The sequence below is a fragment of the Cloacibacterium sp. DMC96 genome, from assembly GCF_056313765.1.
On the sequence record NZ_JBQUZQ010000002.1, the window covers coordinates 64,508 to 88,737 of the forward strand.

The 24,230-nt window shown below is 33.3% G+C and carries 26 protein-coding genes; 12 read left to right on the top strand and 14 right to left on the bottom strand.

The window, feature by feature from the left end:
- Position 1 precedes the first annotated feature (1 nt).
- The 10 genes from ACT53I_RS09100 to ACT53I_RS09145 form a co-directional block, all read right to left on the bottom strand.
- Positions 2-847 (bottom strand): BRO-N domain-containing protein, encoded by an 846-nt coding sequence (locus ACT53I_RS09100; protein WP_213189909.1) that lies wholly within the window; start codon positions 845-847, stop codon positions 2-4.
- Between the two features lie 37 nt (positions 848-884).
- Positions 885-3,140 (bottom strand): TonB-dependent receptor, encoded by a 2,256-nt coding sequence (locus ACT53I_RS09105; RefSeq protein ID WP_476079428.1) that lies wholly within the window; start codon positions 3,138-3,140, stop codon positions 885-887.
- Between the two features lie 82 nt (positions 3,141-3,222).
- Positions 3,223-3,624, bottom strand: coding sequence for a nickel-responsive transcriptional regulator NikR (nikR, locus tag ACT53I_RS09110; protein ID WP_476079429.1), 402 nt, complete (start codon positions 3,622-3,624; stop codon positions 3,223-3,225).
- A 75-nt stretch (positions 3,625-3,699) separates the two neighbouring features.
- Positions 3,700-4,068, bottom strand: a complete 369-nt coding sequence (locus tag ACT53I_RS09115; protein WP_476079430.1) for a hypothetical protein — start codon at positions 4,066-4,068, stop codon at positions 3,700-3,702.
- On the bottom strand, positions 4,069-4,698 hold the full coding sequence (locus tag ACT53I_RS09120) for an FKBP-type peptidyl-prolyl cis-trans isomerase (protein ID WP_476079431.1): 630 nt from the start codon (positions 4,696-4,698) through the stop codon (positions 4,069-4,071).
- A gap of 39 nt (positions 4,699-4,737) precedes the next feature.
- On the bottom strand, positions 4,738-7,017 hold the full coding sequence (gene hypF, locus ACT53I_RS09125; protein ID WP_476079432.1) for a carbamoyltransferase HypF: 2,280 nt from the start codon (positions 7,015-7,017) through the stop codon (positions 4,738-4,740).
- A 94-nt stretch (positions 7,018-7,111) separates the two neighbouring features.
- Positions 7,112-7,627 (bottom strand): hydrogenase maturation protease, encoded by a 516-nt coding sequence (locus ACT53I_RS09130; RefSeq protein ID WP_371462583.1) that lies wholly within the window; start codon positions 7,625-7,627, stop codon positions 7,112-7,114.
- A 72-nt stretch (positions 7,628-7,699) separates the two neighbouring features.
- The gene (gene cybH, locus ACT53I_RS09135) at positions 7,700-8,452 is read right to left on the bottom strand and encodes a Ni/Fe-hydrogenase, b-type cytochrome subunit (RefSeq protein WP_213189916.1); all 753 of its coding nucleotides are present in this window, start codon (positions 8,450-8,452) and stop codon (positions 7,700-7,702) included.
- Between the two features lie 17 nt (positions 8,453-8,469).
- Entirely contained in the window at positions 8,470-10,206 is a 1,737-nt protein-coding gene (locus ACT53I_RS09140; protein WP_371489401.1) for a nickel-dependent hydrogenase large subunit, read from the bottom strand.
- A gap of 11 nt (positions 10,207-10,217) precedes the next feature.
- Positions 10,218-11,354 carry a hydrogenase small subunit gene (locus ACT53I_RS09145; protein WP_461375682.1) on the bottom strand — a complete coding sequence of 379 codons (1,137 nt, stop codon included), beginning with the start codon at positions 11,352-11,354 and terminating at the stop codon, positions 10,218-10,220.
- Positions 11,355-11,596: 242 nt separating this feature from the next.
- Between ACT53I_RS09145 and hypA the strand changes: the two genes are divergently transcribed.
- The 5 genes from hypA (at position 11,597) to hypE (ending at position 15,008) form a co-directional block, all read left to right on the top strand.
- The gene (gene hypA, locus ACT53I_RS09150; RefSeq protein WP_476079433.1) at positions 11,597-11,938 is read left to right on the top strand and encodes a hydrogenase maturation nickel metallochaperone HypA; all 342 of its coding nucleotides are present in this window, start codon (positions 11,597-11,599) and stop codon (positions 11,936-11,938) included.
- An 11-nt stretch (positions 11,939-11,949) separates the two neighbouring features.
- Positions 11,950-12,837 (top strand): hydrogenase nickel incorporation protein HypB, encoded by an 888-nt coding sequence (hypB, locus tag ACT53I_RS09155; RefSeq protein ID WP_476079434.1) that lies wholly within the window; start codon positions 11,950-11,952, stop codon positions 12,835-12,837.
- A gap of 68 nt (positions 12,838-12,905) precedes the next feature.
- Positions 12,906-13,160, top strand: coding sequence for a HypC/HybG/HupF family hydrogenase formation chaperone (locus ACT53I_RS09160; protein ID WP_104793918.1), 255 nt, complete (start codon positions 12,906-12,908; stop codon positions 13,158-13,160).
- A 64-nt stretch (positions 13,161-13,224) separates the two neighbouring features.
- Positions 13,225-13,983: a nicotinamide mononucleotide transporter gene (locus tag ACT53I_RS09165; protein ID WP_409621139.1), complete on the top strand. Its 759-nt coding sequence runs from the start codon at positions 13,225-13,227 to the stop codon at positions 13,981-13,983.
- 23 nt (positions 13,984-14,006) lie between these two features.
- Entirely contained in the window at positions 14,007-15,008 is a 1,002-nt protein-coding gene (hypE, locus tag ACT53I_RS09170; protein WP_476079435.1) for a hydrogenase expression/formation protein HypE, read from the top strand.
- On the opposite strand, the gene ACT53I_RS09175 is transcribed toward hypE, so the two are convergent.
- Positions 15,005-16,009 (bottom strand): DHH family phosphoesterase, encoded by a 1,005-nt coding sequence (locus ACT53I_RS09175; protein ID WP_476079436.1) that lies wholly within the window; start codon positions 16,007-16,009, stop codon positions 15,005-15,007. The genes hypE and ACT53I_RS09175 overlap by 4 nt on opposite strands.
- 290 nt (positions 16,010-16,299) lie before the next feature.
- On the opposite strand from ACT53I_RS09175, the gene rpmH reads away from it, so the two are divergent.
- Together rpmH and ACT53I_RS09185 are read left to right on the top strand one after the other, a co-directional pair.
- Positions 16,300-16,455: a 50S ribosomal protein L34 gene (gene rpmH / locus ACT53I_RS09180; RefSeq protein WP_069797858.1), complete on the top strand. Its 156-nt coding sequence runs from the start codon at positions 16,300-16,302 to the stop codon at positions 16,453-16,455.
- 179 nt (positions 16,456-16,634) lie between these two features.
- Positions 16,635-17,345, top strand: a complete 711-nt coding sequence (locus ACT53I_RS09185) for a cell division ATP-binding protein FtsE (RefSeq protein ID WP_213196821.1) — start codon at positions 16,635-16,637, stop codon at positions 17,343-17,345.
- Positions 17,346-17,348: 3 nt separating this feature from the next.
- Here the strand turns inward: ACT53I_RS09185 and ACT53I_RS09190 are convergent, their stop codons facing one another.
- Genes ACT53I_RS09190 through ACT53I_RS09200 form a run of 3 tightly spaced genes read right to left on the bottom strand, consistent with a single transcriptional unit; the run spans position 17,349 to position 20,118 of the window.
- Positions 17,349-18,044, bottom strand: a complete 696-nt coding sequence (locus ACT53I_RS09190) for a tRNA1(Val) (adenine(37)-N6)-methyltransferase (protein WP_476079437.1) — start codon at positions 18,042-18,044, stop codon at positions 17,349-17,351.
- 34 nt (positions 18,045-18,078) lie between these two features.
- Positions 18,079-19,482 (bottom strand): sensor histidine kinase, encoded by a 1,404-nt coding sequence (locus tag ACT53I_RS09195; RefSeq protein WP_374450037.1) that lies wholly within the window; start codon positions 19,480-19,482, stop codon positions 18,079-18,081.
- Positions 19,483-19,533: 51 nt separating this feature from the next.
- On the bottom strand, positions 19,534-20,118 hold the full coding sequence (locus ACT53I_RS09200; RefSeq protein ID WP_476079438.1) for a riboflavin synthase: 585 nt from the start codon (positions 20,116-20,118) through the stop codon (positions 19,534-19,536).
- A 107-nt stretch (positions 20,119-20,225) separates the two neighbouring features.
- Between ACT53I_RS09200 and pdxA the strand changes: the two genes are divergently transcribed.
- From pdxA to accC, 5 genes are all read left to right on the top strand, one after another.
- Positions 20,226-21,314, top strand: a complete 1,089-nt coding sequence (gene pdxA / locus ACT53I_RS09205) for a 4-hydroxythreonine-4-phosphate dehydrogenase PdxA (protein ID WP_424304973.1) — start codon at positions 20,226-20,228, stop codon at positions 21,312-21,314.
- A 48-nt stretch (positions 21,315-21,362) separates the two neighbouring features.
- Positions 21,363-21,893, top strand: coding sequence for a YceD family protein (locus ACT53I_RS09210; protein WP_476079439.1), 531 nt, complete (start codon positions 21,363-21,365; stop codon positions 21,891-21,893).
- A gap of 31 nt (positions 21,894-21,924) precedes the next feature.
- Positions 21,925-22,125 (top strand): 50S ribosomal protein L32, encoded by a 201-nt coding sequence (rpmF, locus tag ACT53I_RS09215; protein ID WP_069797844.1) that lies wholly within the window; start codon positions 21,925-21,927, stop codon positions 22,123-22,125.
- Between the two features lie 116 nt (positions 22,126-22,241).
- Complete coding sequence (gene accB, locus ACT53I_RS09220; protein ID WP_104793908.1) at positions 22,242-22,718, top strand: acetyl-CoA carboxylase biotin carboxyl carrier protein; 477 nt, start codon at positions 22,242-22,244, stop codon at positions 22,716-22,718.
- A 96-nt stretch (positions 22,719-22,814) separates the two neighbouring features.
- On the top strand, positions 22,815-24,173 hold the full coding sequence (gene accC, locus ACT53I_RS09225) for an acetyl-CoA carboxylase biotin carboxylase subunit (RefSeq protein WP_374450045.1): 1,359 nt from the start codon (positions 22,815-22,817) through the stop codon (positions 24,171-24,173).
- Positions 24,174-24,230 lie beyond the last annotated feature (57 nt).

Here is a 24,230-nt window from a genome sequence, read left to right on the forward strand (position 1 = left end):
TTTAAGATTCAAGATTTTTTGGTGGTTTATTCTTATTTAAAAGAGCTTTTGCATTTTGAGAAGTTACTACTTTTTTGCCTGTAGATTCTTCTAATTTTTCTCTTGCTACTTTTGCAACATCACCGCCTTTTTTGGCAACCTCTACATTTTCTTCAAAATTTTGTGGATTAAATGACTGAGAAATATCTTTCGTGGACGCTTCCGCTAACATATTCAAAATCAATTCTGTATTCGTCATATGATCACGAAGATTTTCCTTTTTTAAATCTTTCAACTTTTTATATTCTTTGGTTGATTTTCCTGACCAAGTTTTGGTAATAATATCCGTTAAAACAGCAAATTGAAGTCCTTCTTTCATTCCTCGCTTCTTCCATTCATCTGTTAATTCTTTACGAATTTCAATACTTTTTAATCTTTGATTAATCCAATTTTCAGAATATCCTAATTGCAAATATTCTTGCATAGCACGTTCTACGGTGAGCTCAGGATTTTGCATTTCATCTAATCTTTCATTAGCGATTTTCGCCAACCAAAGTTTAAAGGGTTCTGCTTTTGGCGATGGAATAGACTGAATTAAACGGAAAAGTTGTTCGGTATCAGTAACATCGGTTTTATAAAATTTACCATCCGAAGATTGCATTTTCAGTTGACTACAATTTGTAGCCAACTCACTTCCTTCTTTTTTAAGTCGAGTTTTTAGAACACTCCAATACTTTCTAGCATTTGGAGATTCCGTCAAAACTTCTATTACATCTACAATAGAAAAATACCATTTTTCTTGTTCATCATCCCAAATAGTGCGAATTTTTTTGGATTCAAAAATTTGTAAAGCGTTTTGCTGTGTCATTAGTTTTCAAAATTTATAAAACCAAATATACTCATTTCTAAAAGAAATAAGTAAAACTCAATTTACCAAAAAACGGAGTTCCTGGCGTAAAATGAATCTCTGAAATAGGTTGACTTTCATTATATAATCTACTTTCTGTATCAAATTGGGTTTCTTTCCATTTCACATTAAAAATGTTCTGAACAGAAACTCCCAATTCCCATTTTTTTGTGGTATAATTTACCGTTCCATCCCAAACAAAGTATCCTTTTGCCACCACAGAATTATCTTCATTTGCAGGTCTATCTCCCATTAATCGGTAACGCAAACTTCCGTTGAAACCCGTTTCTTTTCTGTAGGTAATTCCACCTGTACTTACTAATTTCGGAGCTAGAGGAATTAAATTTTCATCAGCAGGAACATTTAAACTTCTCGGTTTCGCTATACTTAAATTAAAATCTGCAAACCAATTTTGGTAAATTTCGTAGCGAGCAGTGATGTCAATTCCCATTCTTTCGGTTTTTCCGCCTTCTTCTACTACCGCTTCATCTCCTACATAAACAAACTCTTGGTCTAACCAAAGATACCAAACCGCCGATTGAAGAATGAGTTTTTTGCCAATTTTAAAAACTCCACCAAAATCAGCTCCCAAAGCAGGTGGCAAAACTTTCTTGCCATTTTCTAAAACTGCAACCCTGGTGTCATTGCTATGAAATCCTTTCCCAAAGTAAGAATACAATTGCACATTTTCATTGAAACGATAATTCATTCTTAATTTTGGACTGAAAATATTGGAATTTGATTTTAGTTTTTGCTGAAGAAGTTTGTCATTATACTGATTATCAAAATAATCAAATCTGATAGAAGGCGTAATATCAAAATTTTGATTTAAAGCAATTTTTTGACTCCAAAAAGCACCGAAATTCATTTCATCTACATCACCAAGCTTTAATGCTTCTGTAGTGATGGTTCTGTCTTTGGTTCTGGAAAGCTCTAAATCATTTACATCATCATAACGCAATTGTATTCCCGCAAAAGTTTCAGATTTCAGACCAAAAATTTTTGTGGATTTTTCGTAAGTAGAATTAAAACCATACAAATTTCTATCTTCTTTTTGGCGAATTTGGTCGCCGTTAATTGGGTCATTTAAGAAAAATGTAAAATTAGAATACAACTCAAATTGATATTTAGAATAAAAAATCTGATTGGTGAATTTTCCTCCATTATTAAGATAAGATTTCAAGTTGGCAGTGAAATTATAACGTGAAGTTTTGCCACCTTCATTGTCATCAATTGCACCAAACCAGTCAACTGTCCCATCATCTACCGCTCTATCAGGTATTTGTCCCGAAGCGTTCCATTTACTGGAAAGTCCAGAAAAATAAGCGGTTAAGAAATTATTATCGTTCAATTTTCCGTGATACTTCAGCATTCCATTAAAACGATTAAAATCTTGAGGACTCTCAAAATATCCATCTGTAAAATAAGCTTCTGTAGCTAAAAATAAGCTATGGTCTTTTATCTCTTTATTGTTTTTCAAAAGGTTTAAACCCAAAACTCCACGATAGGTTTTGAACTGCCCCAATTCTAACTTAGCAAAATTATTTTCTAGAAAATCTTTGGTTTTAAAATCTACAAAACCTGCGGTGGTAAAATTTCCTTTTTCCGCAAAATAAGGGCCTTTATCAAAATTTACTTTATCAATAAATTCAGGAATCACGAAATGCAAATCTGCATAACCTTGTCCGTGAGCGTGAGAAACCATATTCACGGGAATTCCGTCCACAGAAAGGCTTACATCCGTTCCGTGATCTACATCAAAACCGCGAATAAAAAGCTGCTCCGCTTTTCCGCCTCCAGCGTGTTGACCGATGAAAAGCCCTGGAACAGAACGCAAAATTTCTTGCGAATTATTAATCGGACGAAGATGAATATCTAAGTCTGAAATGGTTTGAAAAATATTATTTTTTACAGAATTTTTCAATTGAACTTCTGCAATACTTACCACTTTTGGGTTGAGAAAAATGTAGCTAAAATCTTTTTCTTTTTTAATGGAATCTAAGTTAAACTCTTCTTTCTCATAACCAATTCCAGACACGTAAATTTTTTGATTTTCTGAATTGAAATTTTGAAGACTCACAAAACCATTTTCGTCAGAAAATTCTTGAAAACCATCATTAAAATCACTTATTAATACTGATGAAATTGGCTTTTTTGTAATTTCATTTAAAACATAAATTCCTTTTAAATTTTGTGCAAAAAATTCATTAATTGAAATTAAAATTAATAAAAAAAGAAAGATTTTTAACCTCATACCGTATTACTTTTTTATATTTTCGTGTTACTTTTTGCAAATTAAAAACCCTTTCAGAGTTTGAAACTCTGAAAGGGTTAGTTTATATCATTTTATTGGTTACCAATTTCCCATGAATAATCCCTTTTAAACCAATTAATTTATTGGCTAAATCTGTTAAACGATTTGCGTTTCCTTTAACTGCAATAATTTCTAAGCAATTATCATGGTCTAGATGAAAATGTTGTGCTGAAAGAATTTCTTTGTAAAATTCATGCTGAATATCATTCATCTTTACACCTAAATCACCTTTGTGATGATCAAAAAGCAACACAATAGCACCAGAAACCACATCATTTTCTTTCCATTTCTTTTCTACAATTCGGTTTTCTACCAAGTGTCGAATCGCTTGTGAACGGTTTGGCAAATGATTGTCTAGAACGAATTGGTCTAATTCTTTCAAAACTTCTTCGTCTAAACTGACTCCAAATCTTACCTGCGCCATCGTGTTACTTTCTTAAAAATTATTGTTACTAAAATAATTAAATTCCAGATAGTGAATAAATTATTTTACATGATTTTAGTCAATTAAAATTTCATATTCAAAAATCTCTTTTCTATGCTTCAAAATACTATCAAAAGGTAAATTATTTGGATAAGATTTTGAAAAATATTCTTCTTTTGCCTTGAAAATTTCTAAAATTTTCACTTTGGTATCTTTATCAGGATTTTGAAGATATTTTTCGCAAAGACAACTGGCTAATTCTCTTTTTGCTGATTCAAAATACCATTCGTTTGAAATTGAATGTCCTTCATAAAGTACTTTTTCTCCTTTTGAAAATTGAGGATAAGAAACCTTACAGTTTTTAAAAGACAAAACTTGAATCATTTCATTGTTTTCAGAAGAACAAGAAATAAAAGTCAAAAATATTAGAAATAAAAATCTCATTTACTTCACAATTTTATTCAACTCGATAACAAAAACCAAAGTAGCATTCGGTTGAATCATTGGTGGCGCTCCGTTTTCTCCGTAAGCTAAATGTGGCGGAATATACACTTTCCAACGAGAACCTTCTTGCATTTTAGTCAACACTTCTTTCCATCCTTCTATCATTTCTGAAATTCTAAAAACTTGCGCACCTACATCTTTAGTAGAATCAAAAACCTGCTTATCTAGCAAATATCCTTCATATTCTACCTCTACCTCATCGGTAATATTTGGAACTGCACCATTTCCTTCTACTAAAATCTCGTACTGCAAACCATTTTCTAGTTCTGTAATTTTAGGATTTTCTCTGTTTTTTTCAAGAAATTTTTGTCCTTCTTCAGCATTTTTTTGCAACATTTCCCCACGTAACAAAAGCACATAATTGTTGAAAATATCTATTGCTTTTTTGGGAGAGATTTTGGGAGTAGTCTTATCAAAAATAGTTTTCATCCCATCAATGAAATCTTCATATTTTACTTCTTCAAAACCCATATCTCTAAGGCTCATCGCCAAAATTACACCTGCAGAATAAGATACTTTGTCTTCGTCTTCGGTGTGGTCTATTTTTCCTAATAAATCGTAAATGTCCATTTATGAAATTTTAAATTTTAGATTATAAATTTTAGATTTTTATTTTAAGTTTAAGTAATAATTCAATTGTCCGAAACTGATGTTCTCATCATTCGGAGAAAGTTTTTCGTGGAAATGAAGCTCAAATTCTGTTCCCAAAAATCCTATAGCCAAATCTACCAACAAAGCATTTTGCCAAACTCCACCAGAAAAAGCGAGTTCTTTCACCGCAAAACGCTGTGCTATTTTCTCAATAGCTTTAATTAAAGTATAATGAAAATTCAGTCCTATTTCTCCAGCGCTTTTTCCTGATTTTTTTTCTTCCAGAATTTTAGAAAACAGTTTTTTTGTAGGGATATTTTCAAATTCATCATTTTCCAAATAATCTTTCAATCTGTGAAAATCTGTGAAATCTGTGGGAAACTTTTCCTGCGAAATTTTCTCCAACCACATAGCAGGTTCTCCTTCAAAAAACAAAGGTTTTTCATAACCTAAAACAAAAGCAACCGCATCAAAAAACCTTCCCATAGATGAAGTTTTAATCTCTGATTTTTCAATTAAGTTGGTGTAAATTTTCCATTCGTTTTCATCAAAAGCAAATTTCAAATCTTCATTATTTCCTGAAACCGAAAGTGCTGAAATTTTAGGCGTTTTAGACATTTTATCTCCTAAAATCCAAGCGAAATTTTCGAGTTGAGCCACTCTTTCCATTTTTTGATTTTCCAAAAGGAAAAACTCTCCACCCCAAATTTCGGTAGATGTTCCGAAACCAATTCCATCCCAAATAACACCCAAAACTTTATCTTTTTTCCACAATTTTTTCTCTCCTAAAATAGAAGCAAAATGCGCTTTATGATGCTGGATTTTATTATTTCCCACAGATTCCGCAGATTTCCACAGATTTTTTATAATTTTTTGGTTTTCGTATTTAGGATGTAAATCGGAAAGAATTAAATTGGGTTCAAAATTGAAGATTTTTTGATACGATTTTACAGTATTTTCAAATCTTTCGTAGGTTTCAAAATTGGCTAAATCACCGATAAATTCTGAAATGTAAACGTGATTGTTTGGAACAACGGCGAAAGTATTTTTAAGATCTCCGCCTAAACACAGAATCTTGTTTTTTTCTTTATTGAGTTCCGAAAGTTCTTCGGCAAAGAAATAATTGGGAGCAAAACCTCTGGAACGACGAAAAACAATTTTCTGCTGATGTTTTGGAGAAAATTTAATCACAGAATCGTCTTGAGGATGCTGAATTTCTAATGTATTATGCAAAAAATAATCTGCAATTTTACCTAAAATTTGCTCAGCTTCTTCTGTAGTAGAACAAATTGGCGAACCATGGAAATTTCCACTGGTTGCGATGAGCGGTTTTCCGAAAGTTTTCGAAATCAATTTCAACGTTCCAGAATAAGGAAACATGGCACCAATCGTATTCATATTCGGTGAAATCCCTTCAATTGCCAAATCTTTTGCATCTTTAATTTTAGTAACAATAATCGGACTTTCAGAAGATTTGAAATGCTGAATTTGCAATTCTGAAATTTCTAAATATTCCTGCATTTTTGAAATTCCAGAAAATAAAACGGCAAAAGGTTTTGTAGGTCTTCTTTTGCGTTTGCGAAGTTCAGAAACGGCTTCTGAATTGGTGGCATCACACATCAAAATATAACCTGCTGTGTTTTTGAGTGCTACGATTTTTCCTTGAGATAATTCTTCGGCTAATTTTTCAAAAATTTCTTTGTTGGAGCCTTTGAATTCGTTTCCTTGATTGTCTTTTAACCAAATTTGAATGCCACAATTCGGACAAGAATTGGTTTGAGAATGAAATCTTACATCGTCTGAATTTTGGTATTCTGCTAAACAATTCGGGCACATTTTGAAAACTTCAATCGCTGTATTTTCTCTTTCAAAAGGGAATTTCTTAGTCACAGAATATCTCGGTCCGCACTGTGTACAAGTGGTAAAAGGATAAAAATAACGAGGATTTTTCTCATCAAAAAGTTCGTTTTCACAAGATTCGCAAGTTGCAAAATCGGGTGTTAAAGGAATATCGACAACGATATTTTTTTCGGTAGGTTTGATGAAAAATCTATCAAAAATTTCTGTTGTTTCAGTTTCTTTGATTTCAGAAAAAATGATTTCGGAAGATTTCGGTTTTCTATGGTGAATTTCATTAAAAAATTGCTCAGAATTTTCACCTTGGCAAACAATAATTACGCCCAACTCATCATTAGAAACGTAGCCTTTCAACTGAAATTCTTCAGCCAAATTGAAAATAAAAGGACGAAAACCCACTCCTTGAACTCGCCCTGAAATATGTATTTCGGTAGTTTTCATTTTGTTCGCAAAGATTTCACGGATTTTCACAGATGAAATTATTTTAATAAAAATTTAAAATTGACTTGTTTATTTCTGTGAAATCTATGAGCGTTTAATTTTTTCTAATTTTTTGAACTAGTTCTAGAGCCATTTCGGTTACTTTTGGAATAGCAGCCGCTACTTTTGGTGAAAGCTCAAGATACATGGGCTCCATTTTAGAAATAGTAACTGTGAAAAGATAAATGTTGGGCATTTTATCCATAAATGTGAGGATATCTACCATGTCTTTTAATCCAAAATTATGACCGCTCAACGAAACGGGGAAATCATCTGAAAATTTAGGGGTAAGAAGTGTAATGGTTCCTTCTTCTTTTCCGTCCATCGTAGCATCTACAATAATCACATGCTCATGACTTTCGATGTAGGGAACAAGTGAAAAACCGCCAGTTCCTCCATCTAAAAAACTGATACCTTCTGGAAATCTAGAAGTGTCTAAATTTTTAACAAATTGAACCCCAATTCCTTCGTCTCCCATCAAATAATTCCCGATTCCCAAAATGAGAATGTCATTTCCGTCAGAATGAAATTCGTCTACGGTATATTGGAAAGTTTCTGTATTATTTTTCAAAATTTTAAATTTTTGAGGCAAAAAATTCCCCGAAAATGATAATTATTTCAGGGAATTCGGTTTAGTTTAATATTAATGTTTCTCCTCTTCTTTATAATCTTCGAATCTTTCGGTACGACAGAATTTATAACCACTTACCATCGCCGAAGATTCACCACGACCTTCTAACCAATCGTGGAATAAGACTAGGTAAAAATGTACTGCAATGAACAATATAAATGCCCACATTACAATATGGTGAATTCTTCTGATTAAAAATTCATCTGTAGTAATCAACGAGGTAGCCCAAGCAAAAAACTTAGGAAAAAACCATGTAGAAGTTGGCGCATACAATGCAAATCCGGTAAACACCATTACTACTGCTAGAATGAACATTACCAAATACGAAGCTGCAGCAACTGCATTATGACCAATAGGAATATTAGTGAATTTATATTCTTTTTCGTTGAATAAAAAGATATCGTACTTGATTACGTGCCACATTTTTTCTCTTCCTTTTTTATCAAAAGGTACAAATTGTCTCCAATTGGCAAATCTGTTTCCCACAAAAGCCCAATAAACTCTCATAAACATTACAGCAACCATTGCATAAGCACTTATGAAATGTACTTGTCTGATTAGTCCCATCCAAAATTGTCCTGACGCTTCTTTTGCAGTCATAATTGCAGGAGGATTTGCGATTAAAAACCCTGTAATAATGAGAAAAGTAATTGCAAAACCATTAATCCAATGGAAAAAACGAACGGGCAATTGCCAAATGTACGCTCGTCTGAAGGTGACCGTTTTAATAGGAACTCCTTCTTGAATTTGAGTTGTGTTTTCCATTTTAAAATATTTTTAGATTAAACGGTACAAACAGAAACGTCATTAATTTCTTTGATGATATTTCCTTTTTCGTCATACAAATGCACTGCACAAGCAATACAAGGGTCAAAAGAGTGAATCGTTCTAATGATTTCTAATGGAAGTTCTGGGTCTGCAACTGGAGTATTGATTAAAGTGCTTTCGTAAGGAGAACGCTGTCCTTTTGGATCACGTGGTGAAGCATTCCAAGTAGAAGGTACAATTTGTTGGTAATTTTCTGTTTTACCGTCTTTTATTACAATCCAGTGGCTTAATCCACCTCTTGGAGCCTCTACTCTACCTACACCTTTGGCTTCGGCTGGCCATGTAGAAACTTCCCATTTCTCCATATTTGCCATTCTTTCATCACCTCCTTTGATATTTTCAATTAATTTATCATAGAATTCTAAATTCCACTGAGCTACTAATTGAGTTTCTAAACCTCTAGCTGCTGTTCTACCTAAAGTAGAGAATAATGCTTCTGCAGGAACATCTAATTTCGTTAATGCAGAATCTACGACTTCTTTGAAATCTTCTCTTCCTGAAGCATAACCAACTAACATTCTCGCTAATGGGCCTACTTCCATCGCTTGACCTTTCCAACGAGGAGTTTTGATAAAGCTGTATTTATTTTCTACATCTAAGAATTCATATGGAGGTTTCGGACCTGTATAATTGATATTCGTTTCTCCACTCCATGGTTGTTTTCCAGCGTTTGGATCACCTGTATAATCGTACCAAGAATTATTCACGTGTTCTTCTACTGTTTTCAGATTTTCTAAATCTACATCATGTACTTTAGATAAATCTTTATTAAGAATTACACCTGCTGGGAATTTGTATGTACTCATGTCTTTGTTTCCGTAACCAGCCATTGGGAAATCTCCGAAAGCCATAAAATTATGGAAACCACCAATTGCGCCCCAATCTTTGTAGAAACTAGCAATCGTTAATAAATCTGGAAGATAAACTTGTTCTACAAATTCTTTTCCTTGAATTAATAATTTCTGAACCAGCGCCAATCTCTCTGCATTAATTCCACTTGCATCATCTACATTAATTGCACAAGCCATTCCTCCTACTAAGAAATTAGGGTGTGGATTTTTACCTCCAAAAATAGCGTGAATTTTTACGATTTCTTTTTGCCATTCTAAAGCTTCAAGGTAATGAGCTGTTGCCATTAAATTCGCTTCTGGTGGAAGTTTCATAGCTGGGTGTCCCCAATATCCGTTTGCGAAGATTCCTAATTGTCCGCTGTCTACAAATTTTTTCAAACGTTTTTGTAAATCAGCAAAATATCCTGGTGATGATTTTGGCCAATTAGAGATGGATTGTGCTAATTGTGATGTTTTTACAGGGTCTGCACTTAAACCATTGACTACATCTACCCAGTCAAATGCATGAAGATGATAGAAGTGTACAATGTGGTCATGTACATATAATGAACCTAGCATTATATTTCTTACCATTTCTGCATTAGGCGGCACATTAATTCCTAATGCGTTTTCTACTGCTCTAATAGAAGCAATAGCGTGGGTAGTAGTACATACTCCACAAGTTCTTTGTACAAAAGCCCAAACATCTTTTGGATTTCTGCCTTTTACAATATTTTCTAAACCACGTACCATCCCTGATGAAAGGAATGCGTCTCTGATGGTTCCGTCTGTGATTTCTACCTCTGCTCTTAAATGACCTTCAATCCTTGTAATAGGATCTACTACTATTCTATTTGCCATTTTTTAAATTTTTAAATCTTGTCTTTAGCTAATTTTTTTTCACTTTCTTCTGCTTCTTTTATTCTTCTTTCTAAATCTTTTCTTTTAGAAATATTAGAAGCTACGGCATGTATTGCAGCTCCGGCAAGGACGCCACCAAGAGCAACTTTACCCACAGTATCAGCATTGCTCTCTGCGAAACCACCTATTGCAGAAATGTCTCTAGAATAGAAACTATCTGCTGCATCCCAGAATTTATCTGCACTACATCCTAGACATCCATGACCAGACTGAATTGGGTAAGAAATGCCACCATTCCATTTCATATTACCACAGGTATTATAAGTAGATGGCCCTTTACAGCCTACTTTATATAGACAATATCCTTTTTTAGCATTTTCGTCATCGAAACTTTCTACGAAAAGACCAGCATCAAAATAAGGTCTTCTGTAGCAGCTATCGTGAACACGTTTAGAATAGAAAGCTTTTGGTCTTCCTGCAGCATCTAATTCTGGTAATTTACCAAATGCTACATAATGTACGATCACTCCAGCCATTACCTCACCAATTGGAGGACAACCTGGAACATTGATAATCGGTTTATCTGTAATAATTTTATTAATAGGAACCGCACCAGTAGGATTTGGCTTAGCGGCTTGTACACAACCAGTAGTTGCACAGCTTCCCCATGCTATGATAGCAGCAGCGTCTTTAGCAGACTCTTTTAGAATATCTATAGCTGTTCTTCCTGCTATTACACAATAGTTACCATCATCTCCAAGTGGAACAGAACCTTCTACACAAAGAATATATTTTCCTTTATATTTCTCCATGGTAGATTTTTTCGCAGCTTCTGCTTGATGACCACTTGCCGCCATTAATGTTAAAGTGTAATCTAATGAAATCTTGTCTAGAATTATATCCGCTACGATAGGATGGTCTGAGCGGATAAAAGACTCACTGCAACAGGTACATTCTTGGAAATGTTCCCATATTACAGGTAATCTTGGTGTAGTAGCTAATGCTTTGGCTACTTGACCAAGAGCTGAACTTTCGATACCCATGTATGCGCCAATGAAGGCAACAAATTTCATGAAATCTCTTCTAGAATATCCTTGTCTCTCAATACTCTGAAGGTAAGTTTCATTGGTTGAAGTTTTAGTCCCCATATTATTTTTTATTAATCCTTCTAAAATTAGAAAATTTTTGAAATATAAACGAAAAGCATTACGTTATTTATAATTATTTTAAATTTATTTTAAACAAAACATCCCATAAACAGTGACTTTATTAAACATATGTTACTTTTGTTACTGATTAAAATCATATAAAAGTCCTATTAAAAACACAAAAATCATTTAAAAAATTAATCAGAAAAGTGTAGATTTGTTACATATCATTTAACAAAAAAATGCACGAACTTTCTATTGCAACCTCTATTTTAAAAACTGCCACTCAAGAAGTTGAGAAAATTAACGGCAAAAAAGTAGAAGAAATTTACCTAGAAATTGGCAAAATTTCTGGTATTGAAATTCCTTCTTTAGAATTTGCGTGGGAACAATGCATGAAGGATAGTGTTTTAGAAAATGCTAAAGTTCACATTACAGAAACAGATGGTTTTGCCAGATGCGCAGAGTGCAATCATGAATTCGAGATTTCTAAAATTTATGATTCCTGTGAACGCTGCGGAAGTCCTTTTAAGGAAATTATTACAGGACAAGAAATGAAAATAAAAAAATTAATTATCAGCTAAAATTTAAACATATGTGCTCAACTTGCGGATGTAGTTCCAACGAAAACGGAATTACTTTAACAAAAATGGGAGAAAACCATCATACACACCATCATCACGACGGTCATACTCATTCCCACGAACACCATCATGGAGATCACTCTCACAGTCATGAACACCATCACGAACATGGACATGAACATAATCATGACCACGAACATCACAATCATCACGACCACAATCATGGTCACCACCATCATCATGATGTAAATATTGTAGAACTAGAAAAAGATATTCTTCACCAAAATCAATTAGGTGCAGAAAGAAACCGTGGATTTTTTGAAGCTTTAAATATTTTCGCAATGAATTTGGTTTCTTCGCCTGGTTCTGGAAAAACTTCGCTTTTAGAAAAAACCATCGCAGACTTAAAAGGTGAAATAGAATTTTCTGTAATTGAAGGTGACCAACAAACTACCAATGACGCAGCCAGAATACACGCGTTAAACGTTCCTGTTCTTCAAATCAACACTGGAAAAGGTTGCCATTTAGATTCAGAAATGATTGCAAAATCTCTAAAAGAACTGAAACCAAAACAAAATTCTATTCTCATGATAGAAAATGTAGGAAACTTAGTTTGTCCTGCCATGTTTGATTTAGGAGAAAACCAAAGAGTAGTCATTATTTCTACCACAGAAGGCGAAGACAAACCTCTGAAATATCCAGATATGTTTCACAGTTCTAATATTTGTATTATCAATAAAATTGATTTATTACCATACTTAAAATTTGATGTAGAAAAACTGAAAGAAAACACCAAAAAAGTAAATCCAAATATTCAATTTTTTGAAGTTTCAGCCACTTCAGGAGAAGGAATGGAAGCTTGGTATGAGTTTTTAAGAAGCAAAATTGTAAAATCGTAAAACGTTTAATAAAAGTTGTTAAAAGAATTTCATTTTCAATTTTCAACTATTAATTTTCAATTAAAATTATGTGTTTAGCCATTCCAGGAAAATTAGAAAACATTACTTCTCAGCTAGACGAAGTCTTTAGAATAGGAAGTGTAGATTTTGAAGGCATCAGAAAAGAGGTAAATCTTGCTTTGGTTCCAGAAGCCAAAGTGGGTGATTATGTTCTCGTTCATGTAGGTGCCGCTATCGGAATAATCGATGAAGATGAAGCAAAAAAAACGATGGATGCACTGAAATTAATGGGAGAAGATTTAGAATTAGAGCCAGAAAACTAGGTAATCATCACGATTTTTTTATTTTTGTTAAAACTTTATAAGAATTTTGTGATAAAACTTAAAAATGATTCACCTAAAAAAAGCAGTTCGTTCCTTTGTGCAATCTAAATATTTAGACCTATTTGGAGCAGCATTAGTCCTCGTTATCAGCATTTATAATCAATATCATCTCACTTATTATTTTCAAGGAAATGTAAAGTTCGACGTTCCTTTTTCAGAGCAAATCGCACTCATCAAACAAGGCGCTTTTCCTCTAGGAATTTTCTCTACCATCGGAGCCGTTTTTTCTTTACTTTCTACCAGATTTGTAGGCAAACAAAATAATGTGGGCAATATTATTGGCGTTTTTACTACTATAAATTCGGGAACTATTGATTACTTTTTAGGAAATCATTCCGCAGCAATTACCTATCCTTTAACATTTATCATCACTTATTTCGCAGTGATTAAATGGAAAAAAGGTGAAAAAATTAGAAAAATAGACTTCAACTATTACCTCATCAATAGCGTAGGTTTGGTTTTAGGATATTTATTGGTTTACATAGGAACGGAAATCTTCGGAGGAAGAGACGATTTATTGTTTTTCAACATCGTTTCTATCACTTTCGGACTTTCTTTAGGAGCCAATTTCAGTTCGGCGCTTAAATATGAAACCACGTTTTTAAGTTGGACCATTTATAACGTTGTACAGCTGATTAAAGCATTTTTACAACTGAATATTGCAAATATTGCCAAATATATTTTCTATATGATAAACGCTGCCATCACTTTGGGAGACTGGATTTGGAACAGAGATGTAAGAAAAAAAGCAGCATTATCTTAATTAAAATTTAAAAATTAAGCATCATGCCAGAAAGCATTAACCTTCAACACGGAAGCGGTGGCGAAAAAATGACCGAACTTCTCAATAACCTTATTTTTAAAAATTTAGGAAACGAAATCTTAAACAAAAAACATGATGGTGCTTTTCTAGAATTATCTGGAAGGTTAGCATTTTCTAGCGACAGTTTCGTGGTTTCTCCTATATTTTTCAAAGGAGGAAATATTGGCGAATTGGCAGTTTTCGGAACGGTAAATGATATTTCGATGTGTGGTGCAGAACCCAAATATTTATCGCTTTCGTTTATTATTGAAGAAGGTTTTGCAATGGAAGATTTTGAAAAAATCATTCATTCTATAAAATTAGCCACCGAAAAAGCAGGTGTACAAATTGTAACAGGCGACACTAAGGTGGTAGAACGCGGAAAAGGCGACAAAATCTACATCAACACCTCCGGAATTGGTGTAATTTATGACAATGCAAAAATCGGAATCGAATATATAAAACCGAATCAAACCATCATCATCAATAGAGACATCGCTTCTCACGGAATGGCAATTATGAGCGAAAGAGAAGGTTTAAAATTTGATTCTGAAATTTTGAGCGACACTAAAAATCTCAATTTTGAAATTAAAAAATTGATTGAAAATTTCGGCGAAAAAATACATTTCTTGCGAGATGCAACAAGAGGCGGTTTAGCTTCTGTTCTAAACGAAATTACTTCTGAAAGCAACCTGGGAATTCATCTTTTTGAAGAAAAAATTCTAGTGCAAAGACAAGTCAAAAGCGCTTGCGAATTGCTAGGCTTAGACCCAATGTATGTAGCAAACGAAGGGACTTTCTTATGCGTTTGTGACAATGAAATTGCCGATGAAGTTTTAGAAATTTTACAAAGAGTAAATCATAATGCTTCTAAAATTGGTCACATCACCGAAGAACACGCCGGAAAAGTAATTATGGAAAGTGCTTTTGGCGGAAAACGCGTGGTAAATCCTTTGATTGGGGAACAATTGCCGAGGATTTGTTAGAAATCCTCAACTTCTATTTTCTCTTTAAAATCTTCAATCGTTTCGTGGATATTTTTAAAACATTTACCTCCAGAAGCATTGATGTGTCCACCTCCGTGGAAATGTGCTCTCGCAAATGCATTGGTATCTACATCGTCTTTGCTTCGGAAAGAAATTTTGATGAAATCTTCATATAAATCTTCCATGAAAAAAGCAGACATTTTAGTTCCTGCAATACTTAATCCGTAGTTTACAAACCCTTCTGTATCGCCTTTTTCGAAACCAAATTCTTTTAATTCGTCACGTTTTAAATAAAGAATCGCCACTTTTCCATTTTTTACCAATTCTATTCTTCCTAAAATCAACGACAGAAGATGCAATCTAGAAACGGTATTAGTATCCCAAGTATTAGACGTAATCATAGACGGATCAGCGCCTTTTTCTATTAAATTCGCCACAATTCTGTGCGTATCTGCAGAAGTAGAACGAAAACGGAAACCTCCAGTATCAGTCATAATTCCCGTGTAAAGACATTCTGCCACATCTTGATTCACCAAATCCTCTTTTCCCAAAGCTTCAATAAAGTGATACACCATTTGACAAGTTGCGGGAATACTGGTATTAGAATAGACAAAATCGAAGTGCTCTGGTTGCTGATGATGGTCTATCAAGATTTTTTTCGCCCAAGATTTTGTGAGCCAATCTCCTAACATTCCAATTCTAGAAGGAGCATTAAAATCTAAACAAAAAATTACATCTGCATGATAAATCGCTTCGCCAGCAATTTTACGTTTATACTCTGCAATGACTATTTTTTTTGCTTCGGGCATCCATTTTAGAAATTTCGGAAAATCATTCGGAACAATTACCGTAGCATCAACTCCTAAATTTTTAAGAAAATGTTTTAAACCAAGACTACTCCCAATTGCATCACCATCTGGATTGTAATGCGTGATAATCACTACATTTTTATTCGGTTGCAAAAAGCTTTTGATTTCTGTAAGTTGGTTTTCTGTAAACATTGTAAAAATTTATGGTGCAAAGATAATTTTTTTACTACAAAATCCCGAAACCTCAAAGATGATGTTTGAACACTCAACATTTATAAAATGATTTTCAGAATCATATTAAACAGAATTTGAAGAAGTACAATCATTAAAATCACTTAAAAATAGTTATTGAGAAAAGTTTTATTCCATTTACTCAAAAAAAACTTAATTATTTCTAAAATTAATTTGCAGAAAATAAAAAAAAACATATCTTTGCAACCTCAAAAAGAAGAATAATTACGGACCCATTATAAATTGAAGTAATGAAAAGAACATTCCAGCCATCAGAAAGAAAGAAAAGAAACAAACACGGTTTCAGAGAAAGAATGTCTACTCCAAATGGTAGAAGAGTATTAGCTGCTAGAAGAGCAAAAGGCAGAAAGAGATTAACTATTAGCGACGCGAGAGCTAAGAGATAATAATTTCTTTTGATTTTATTATAAAAGACATGCTTGGAAATTTACTTTCCGAGCATTTTTTGTTGTTAAAATTTCCTTAAAATTTAGGATAAAAAAAAGGTTTTCCTTATTTTTGAAAGTTGATAAAAAAGTAGGCCTTCTTATCAACCAAGAAAAATCAACCATCATTTATAATCATTATGCCACATCATAACACCTACGGAGAAGACATTATTACGCTGCAAGACGCTAAAATTGTACAAAAAAACTTTACCGTTTTATCTCATGTGAATTTACACATTAAGAGAGGTACTTTCTGCTACCTTATTGGTAAAACAGGCTCTGGAAAGAGTTCATTGTTAAAAGTTTTGTACGGACACTTGCCTCTAAAAGAAGGAAACGGAGAAGTAGTAGGATTTGATTTACAGAAATTAAGAGCATCTGATATCCCTAACCTTAGAAGAAGATTAGGCATCGTTTTTCAAGATTTTCAATTGTTAACAGACAGAAGTGTAGAAAGAAATCTGCGTTTCGTACTAGAAGCTACTGGCTGGAAGGATAAAAACCTGATGGATGACAGAATAAACGAGGTTCTAGACAGCGTAGACATGAAAACGAAAAAACACAAAATGCCTCATGAACTTTCTGGCGGTGAACAACAGCGTATTGCAATCGCAAGAGCTTTACTAAATCATCCAGAATTGATTCTTGCAGACGAACCTACTGGAAACCTAGACCCAGAAACGTCTAACGATATTATGAATTTATTGAAAAAAGTATCTGTAGAAAGAAATTGTGCGGTTCTAATGGCAACTCACGATTATCACATGATTCAAAATTTCCCTGGAGAAGCGATTAAATGTGAAGATGGCGGAGTTAAGGTAATGAATACCGTAGAACTTTTTGAATAAATCTTATTTTCCAAAAACGTGAAACTCTTTGGTGAATTCTAAATATTGGTCCGAGTATTTTCTCGGACTTTTTTCTATCGTAAAATCAAGGGTTTCCAATGCTGATTTTTTCTTAGAAAATTCTAAAACATTTCGTTTTAAAGCACCGTTTTCGATACCGAAAATATTTACTTTTCTTACCAAATATAAATCAAAATATTCAGCTAAGTTTTCAAATTCTTGTGCAGACTCCGAAGGAATAATTACCGAAAAAATTCCTTCTGAAGATAAAATTTTCGAAGCTTTTTCTATTAAATTTCTAAAAGTAAGTTCTACTTGTTGTCTCGCTAAAACATCTTTCACAGAATTATTTTCTTCGAAAAAAGGTGGATTACAAACCACAAAATCATATTCTTTTTGCGATTCAAAAGTTTTAAAATCTTGATGAAAAACGTGCAACCTTTGTGAAAACGGGGAATTTTTAAAATTTTCTTGAGCCAATTTCACCGCATCTTCATTTAAATCTAAAGCAGTAATCTCAGCATTTGCATTTCGCTGAGCGAGCATTAGAGAAATCAAACCTGTTCCCGTTCCTACTTCCAAGATTTTCTGAGCGTTTTCAACTTGACATAAAGCTCCCAGCAAAACACCGTCTGTTCCTACTCGGAAAACATTTTCATGCTGTATAATATCAAATTTTTGAAATCGAAAAGGTTTCATTTTAAAGAAATTCTCAATGAGAAAAGTAAAAAAGTTAAACGTTTGTTGGAAGAATAATCGTGAATTTAGTTCCTTTTCCTTCTTCGGATTTTACGGAAATATCGCCTTTATACTCTTCTATCATTTTTTTGACCATGGTCAAACCGAGTCCCATTCCAGAATTCTTCGTGGTAAAATTAGGCTCGAAGATTTGCTCTAATTTATCTTTAGGAATACCAATTCCGTTGTCTTCTATAACGATGATGATTTTCTTATTGAAAAGCTCTGCATCTATATTGATGATGGATTTTCTTTGTTCAGAAACTGCTTGTTTTGCATTGGTAATCATATTGGTGAAAATCCTAGAAAGATAAATTCTATCCATTCTCACAGGCATCATATCTTTATTCGCATGGAAATAAATATTACCATCATCATTGAAAACTCTTACCAAATTTTCTAATTCTTCTTTTAAGTTAAAAGATTCATCATTTTTTGGCGGCAACTTGGCAAATTCTGAAAAAGCACTTGCTACAGTAGCTACTAAATCGATTTGATCAACCAAACTTCGACTTAGATTTCTAACTTTTTGGTCAATTTCTGGGTCATTTTTATCAAATTTCCTTTCAAAATTCTGAATGAGCAATTTCATTGGCGTAAGCGGATTTTTCACTTCGTGGGCAACTTGTTTTGCCATTTCTCTCCACGCTTCTTCTCTTTCTTTATTGGCCAAAAGCATTTTTTGGTCTTCAATTTGGTAAATCATTTTGTTATAAGATTTTACCAAACCACTTAATTCATCATTTTGAAAATACTTAATCGGTTTCATTTCTCTACCAAAAAGCGTAGTTCTGGTAATGAGTTCTGAAATTCTGGTAATGGTTTTGGTCAGGTTTTTAGAAATCACCCAACTCAGCCAAATACTCAATAAAATGAGGAAAAGATTGACCAAAATAATATACTGAACATATTTATTAAATGCACCTGCATAAATATCATCATTGTGATAAAAAGGAAAATACACAATCGCAATAGGCTCTAACATGTTATTCCTAAGAATCATATAAGAAGAGGTGACATTACTGCCCACTTTTTGATCGTATTCTTGTACATCTACTCTTTTGTCAGACTCCAAAACATTCATTAAAGTTTCATGAGGAATTTTTTTCTGCGCTACAAGATTCAGTTCTTTATTGGAAACCAAATAATTACCTTGTAAATCATAAAGAATCACATCATGTTTATTGATATCTGAAATCTCGTAAATTTCGTTTTGGAGAATATTGACTAAATCTTTGTCTTGAGTAATATTAGTATGGCTTACTGCGTAATCTAGCGTTTTCATTAATGCTTCAAACTTATTTTGCATTTCTGTAACGCTCTGTTCATCTGTAGATTTTTTGATGATAAGATAAGACATAGCTGTAGAACCTATGATACTGAAAAAACAGACTACCATAAATCCTATAAAAATTTTAGTTCTTAAGCTATAGCTATGTAATGCCATCTTTTATCTTTTCATAAGCTTGGCTACATATTTTCCAATAATATCGAATTCTAAATTTACACGGTCTCCCACTTTTAAAGTATTCATATTGGTATGTTCCCAAGTGTACGGAATTATCGCCACAGAAAACTGATTTTCTTTGCTATCAGCAACAGTCAAACTAATTCCATTTACAGTAATAGAACCTTGCGGAACTGTGGTAAAAGAACCATCTTCTTCGTAAGTAAATGTTAAATAATAACTTCCGTTAATATTTTCGATAGCAACAATTGAGCCAATTTTATCTACATGACCTTGTACAATATGACCATCTAACCTACCATCCATTTTCATACAACGCTCTAAGTTTACTATGCTCCCTACTTTCAATTCGCCCAAATTGGTTTTTTCTAGCGTTTCATTAATCGCCGTAACCGTGTACAATTCACCATCTATTGATTCTACAGTAAGACAACAACCATTATGCGCTAAACTCTGGTCTACTTTAAGTTCTTGTGTAAAAGGACCGCTAAAAGTAAAGACAACATTAGTCCCTTGTTTTTCCAATTTTTCTACCTTTCCTGTCGCTTCAATTATTCCTGTAAACATATTTTGTTTATATAAGTTAAAGTTTAAAAATATTAGATTAAAGATTTATAAATTAAAAATCACTAAATTTGTAACAATCTTTTTTTAAAATTCAAAGATAATTAAAAATGAATTCTAAACACCATAAAATTAAGGTAGGAATTTCAGTGGGAGATTTTAACGGAATAGGCGTAGAAATCATCCTAAAAGCACTGAAAGATAAAAACATTACTGACTTTTTCACTCCAGTAATTTTCGGTTCTGGAAAATTATTTTCTTACCAAAAAAATGTGTTTAAGATTAACACCACTTTTAATTATGTACAAACTGCCAAAGAAGCCGCTAACGGAAAACTCAACATTGTAAATCTCTGGAAAGACAATGTAAATGTAGACTTCGGTACACCTACTGAAGAATCTACTAAAATGGCTATAGATTCTTTAGAAGCCGCTACAGATGCTTTAATGAAAGGCGAAATAGATGTTTTGGTAACCGCTCCTATCAATAAAGACGAGATGATGAAGCAAGGCTTCAAACATGCTGGTCATACTGGTTATTTTGAAGAAAAATTCGGCAAAAAAGGACTTATGTTCCTCGTTACCGAAAAATTAAAAGTTGCAGTTTCTACGCATCATATTCCTGTTTCAGAAATTTCTAAAAATATTTCTAAACAAAAAATAAAGGAACAAGTGAGAGTTCTCAACCAATCATTGATTGAAGATTTCTGCATCCAAAAACCAAAAATTGCTATTCTAGGCCTTAATCCTCATGCTGGAGACGGCGGTGCAATTGGCAAAGAAGAAATAGAAATTATAGAACCTGCTATCAAAGAATTATTTAACGAAGGAATTTTAGCTTTTGGCTCTTTCCCTGCAGACAGCTTCTTCCAACCAGAGAAATACAGTTCATTTGATGCTGTTCTAGCAATGTATCATGACCAAGGATTAGCTCCTTTTAAAACATTAGCTTATGAAGAAGGCGTAAATTACACTGCAGGATTGCCTTTCATCAGAACTTCGCCAGATCATGGTGTAGCATATGACATTGCAGGTAAAAATTTAGCAGATGAGCAATCTTTTTCTGAGGCTATTTTTACAGCGATTAAAATTTTTAAAAATAGAAACGAGTATCAAGACCTCATAGAAAACCGCTTGAAACCAAGAGTTTTAGCTCACGACAATGGTATAGATGAAGATTTACCAGAAGAAAATGAATAAAACTTTTGTTATTTAAAAAAATTAACTTATTTTTGCACACCATTTTTTATGGACAAATTTAGAAATTATGACGTAGCATTTTCAGGGCTTAAGACTGGAAAGCACGAATTTAAATTTGAAGTAGAACAAGCGTTCTTTGATTTATTCGAGACTGAACAAGAGTTTTCAGGCGCTAAAATAGACGTAGATGTACTATTAGAAAAGCACTCTACCTTTTTAGATTTCCTGATTAAAATCCATGGAACAGTAAATTTAGTTTGTGACATCACCAGCGAAACATTTACTCATCCTATAGAAAACGAAATAAAATTCTTGGTAAAATTCGGAGAAGAATATGATGATAGTAATGAAGAAGTAATTACCATCCCACAAGGAGATAGTGCTTTTAACATTTCTCAGGCTATTTACGAAGCAGTAATATTATCTATTCCTATGAAAAAAATCTCTCCTAATGTAAAAGAAGAAGATTTTGAACTCATCGAAAAATTCAGTCCCAAAGAAATAGAAGAAGAAGAAGAAGAAACCCACGAAATAGATCCTCGTTGGGAAGCTTTGAAAAAATTAAAAGACAAAAAATAGAAATCTTACATAAAGTTTAAAGAATTACAAAATGGCACATCCTAAAAGAAGACAGTCATCTACTAGAAGAGATAAAAGAAGAACTCACTACAAAGCTGTGGTTCCTCAATTAGCAAAAGATGCAACTACAGGTGAATTACACTTGTATCACAGAGCACATTGGCATGAAGGAAAACTATACTACAGAGGAAAAGTAGTATTAGAGAAACAAGTAGAAACTACTGAAGACTAATTAAGAAAAAGCGTAGCTTTTTTCTTTTCGATAAAAAAACCATTCTATTTATATAAAAAATTGAATGGTTTTTTGTTGTTTTATTACTATATTTGAAGCCGTAAAAAATTATATATATGGACTCTAAAGAATTATTAAATCTTATAAGATTCGTAGCAAAAGCTGGTGTTTCTGAAGTGAAATACAAAACAAAAGATTTCGAAATCAACATAAAAACTCCACTTGCTGGTAGTGAAGCAGTAAGTTATGTACCTCAACCTGTAGCTTATCAAGCTCCTGCAGCTGCACCAGTTGCCGCTCCAGCTGCTACTGCTACCGAAACAAAAGCTGAATCAACTTCTGATGACAGCAAATACATCACCATTAAATCTCCTATGATTGGCACTTTCTACAGAAAACCATCTCCAGACAAAGATGTATTCGTAAATGTAGGTAGTGAAGTAAAAAATGACACAGTGGTTTGTGTAATCGAAGCAATGAAATTATTCAACCAGATTGAAGCAGAAGTTTCTGGTAAAATTGTTAAAATTTTAGTAGATGACGCTTCTCCTGTAGAATATGACCAACCGTTATTCTTAGTAGACCCATCATAAGTAATTTTAAATTATAAATTATAGATTTTAAGTGAATCTTTTTCATTTTAAAATAATTTAAAATTCAAAAATTTAAAATTTAAAATTTCTAAAAAGATGTTCAAAAAAATATTAATTGCCAATCGTGGAGAGATTGCTATGAGGATTCTTCGTACTTGTAAAGAGATGGGAATCAAAACGGTAGCAGTTTACTCTACTGCAGACAAAGACAGCTTGCATGTGAGATTCGCAGACGAAGCTGTTTGTATAGGACCACCTGTAAGTAAAGATTCTTATCTCAAAATTTCTAATATCATTGCTGCTGCAGAAATTACCAATGCAGATGCTATCCATCCTGGTTACGGATTCTTATCAGAGAATGCAAATTTCTCAAGAATTTGTCAAAAAAATGGAATAAAATTCATTGGTGCTACTCCAGAGCAAATAGAAAAAATGGGAGACAAAGCTACGGCTAAATCTACCATGAAGGAAGCTGGTGTTCCTTGCGTTCCTGGTTCTGATGGTTTAGTTCCTAACTATGAAACCGCCGCTAAATTAGCCGAAGAAATTGGCTATCCTGTAATGATTAAAGCTACAGCTGGTGGTGGTGGAAAAGGAATGCGTGCTGTTTGGAAAGCAGAAAACCTAAGAGATTTATGGGATTCTGCTGTACAAGAAGCTACAGCAGCTTTCGGAAATGGAGGTATGTATATGGAAAAACTTATTGAAGAACCAAGACATATCGAAATTCAAATTGCTGGAGACCAATATGGCAATGCTTGTCACCTTTCAGAAAGAGATTGCTCTGTTCAGAGAAGAAACCAAAAACTAACTGAAGAAACTCCATCTCCATTCATGACCGAAGAATTGAGAGAAAAAATGGGAGAAGCTGCTGTAAAAGCTGCAGAATATATTGGTTATGAAGGTGTAGGAACTATAGAATTCTTAGTAGACAAACATAGAAATTTCTATTTCATGGAAATGAATACCAGAATTCAAGTAGAACATCCTATTACTGAACAAGTAGTAGATTTTGACCTGATTAGAGAGCAAATTTTATTAGCTGCTGGTCAACCAATTTCTGGTAAAAATTACTATCCAAAATTACACTCTATAGAATGTAGAATTAATGCGGAAGATCCTTTTAATGATTTCCGTCCGAGTCCTGGAAAAATTACTGAATTGAATATTCCTGGAGGTCACGGAGTAAGAGTAGATACTCACGTTTACAAAGGATATACCATTCCTTCTAACTACGACTCTATGATCGCTAAAATCATTACTACAGCACAAACTAGAGAAGAAGCAATTGCAAAAATGAAACGTGCATTAGAAGAATTCTATATCGCAGGAATTAAAACGACTATTCCTTTCCATAGACAATTGATGGAACATCCTGATTATCTTGCAGGAAACTACACTACTAAATTTATGGAAGATTTTGTAATGGATAAATCTTACGAAAACATTATTTAAAATGTTTTAAATAAATGAAAAAGTTGTCTTGAAAAAGGCAACTTTTTTTATTGAAAA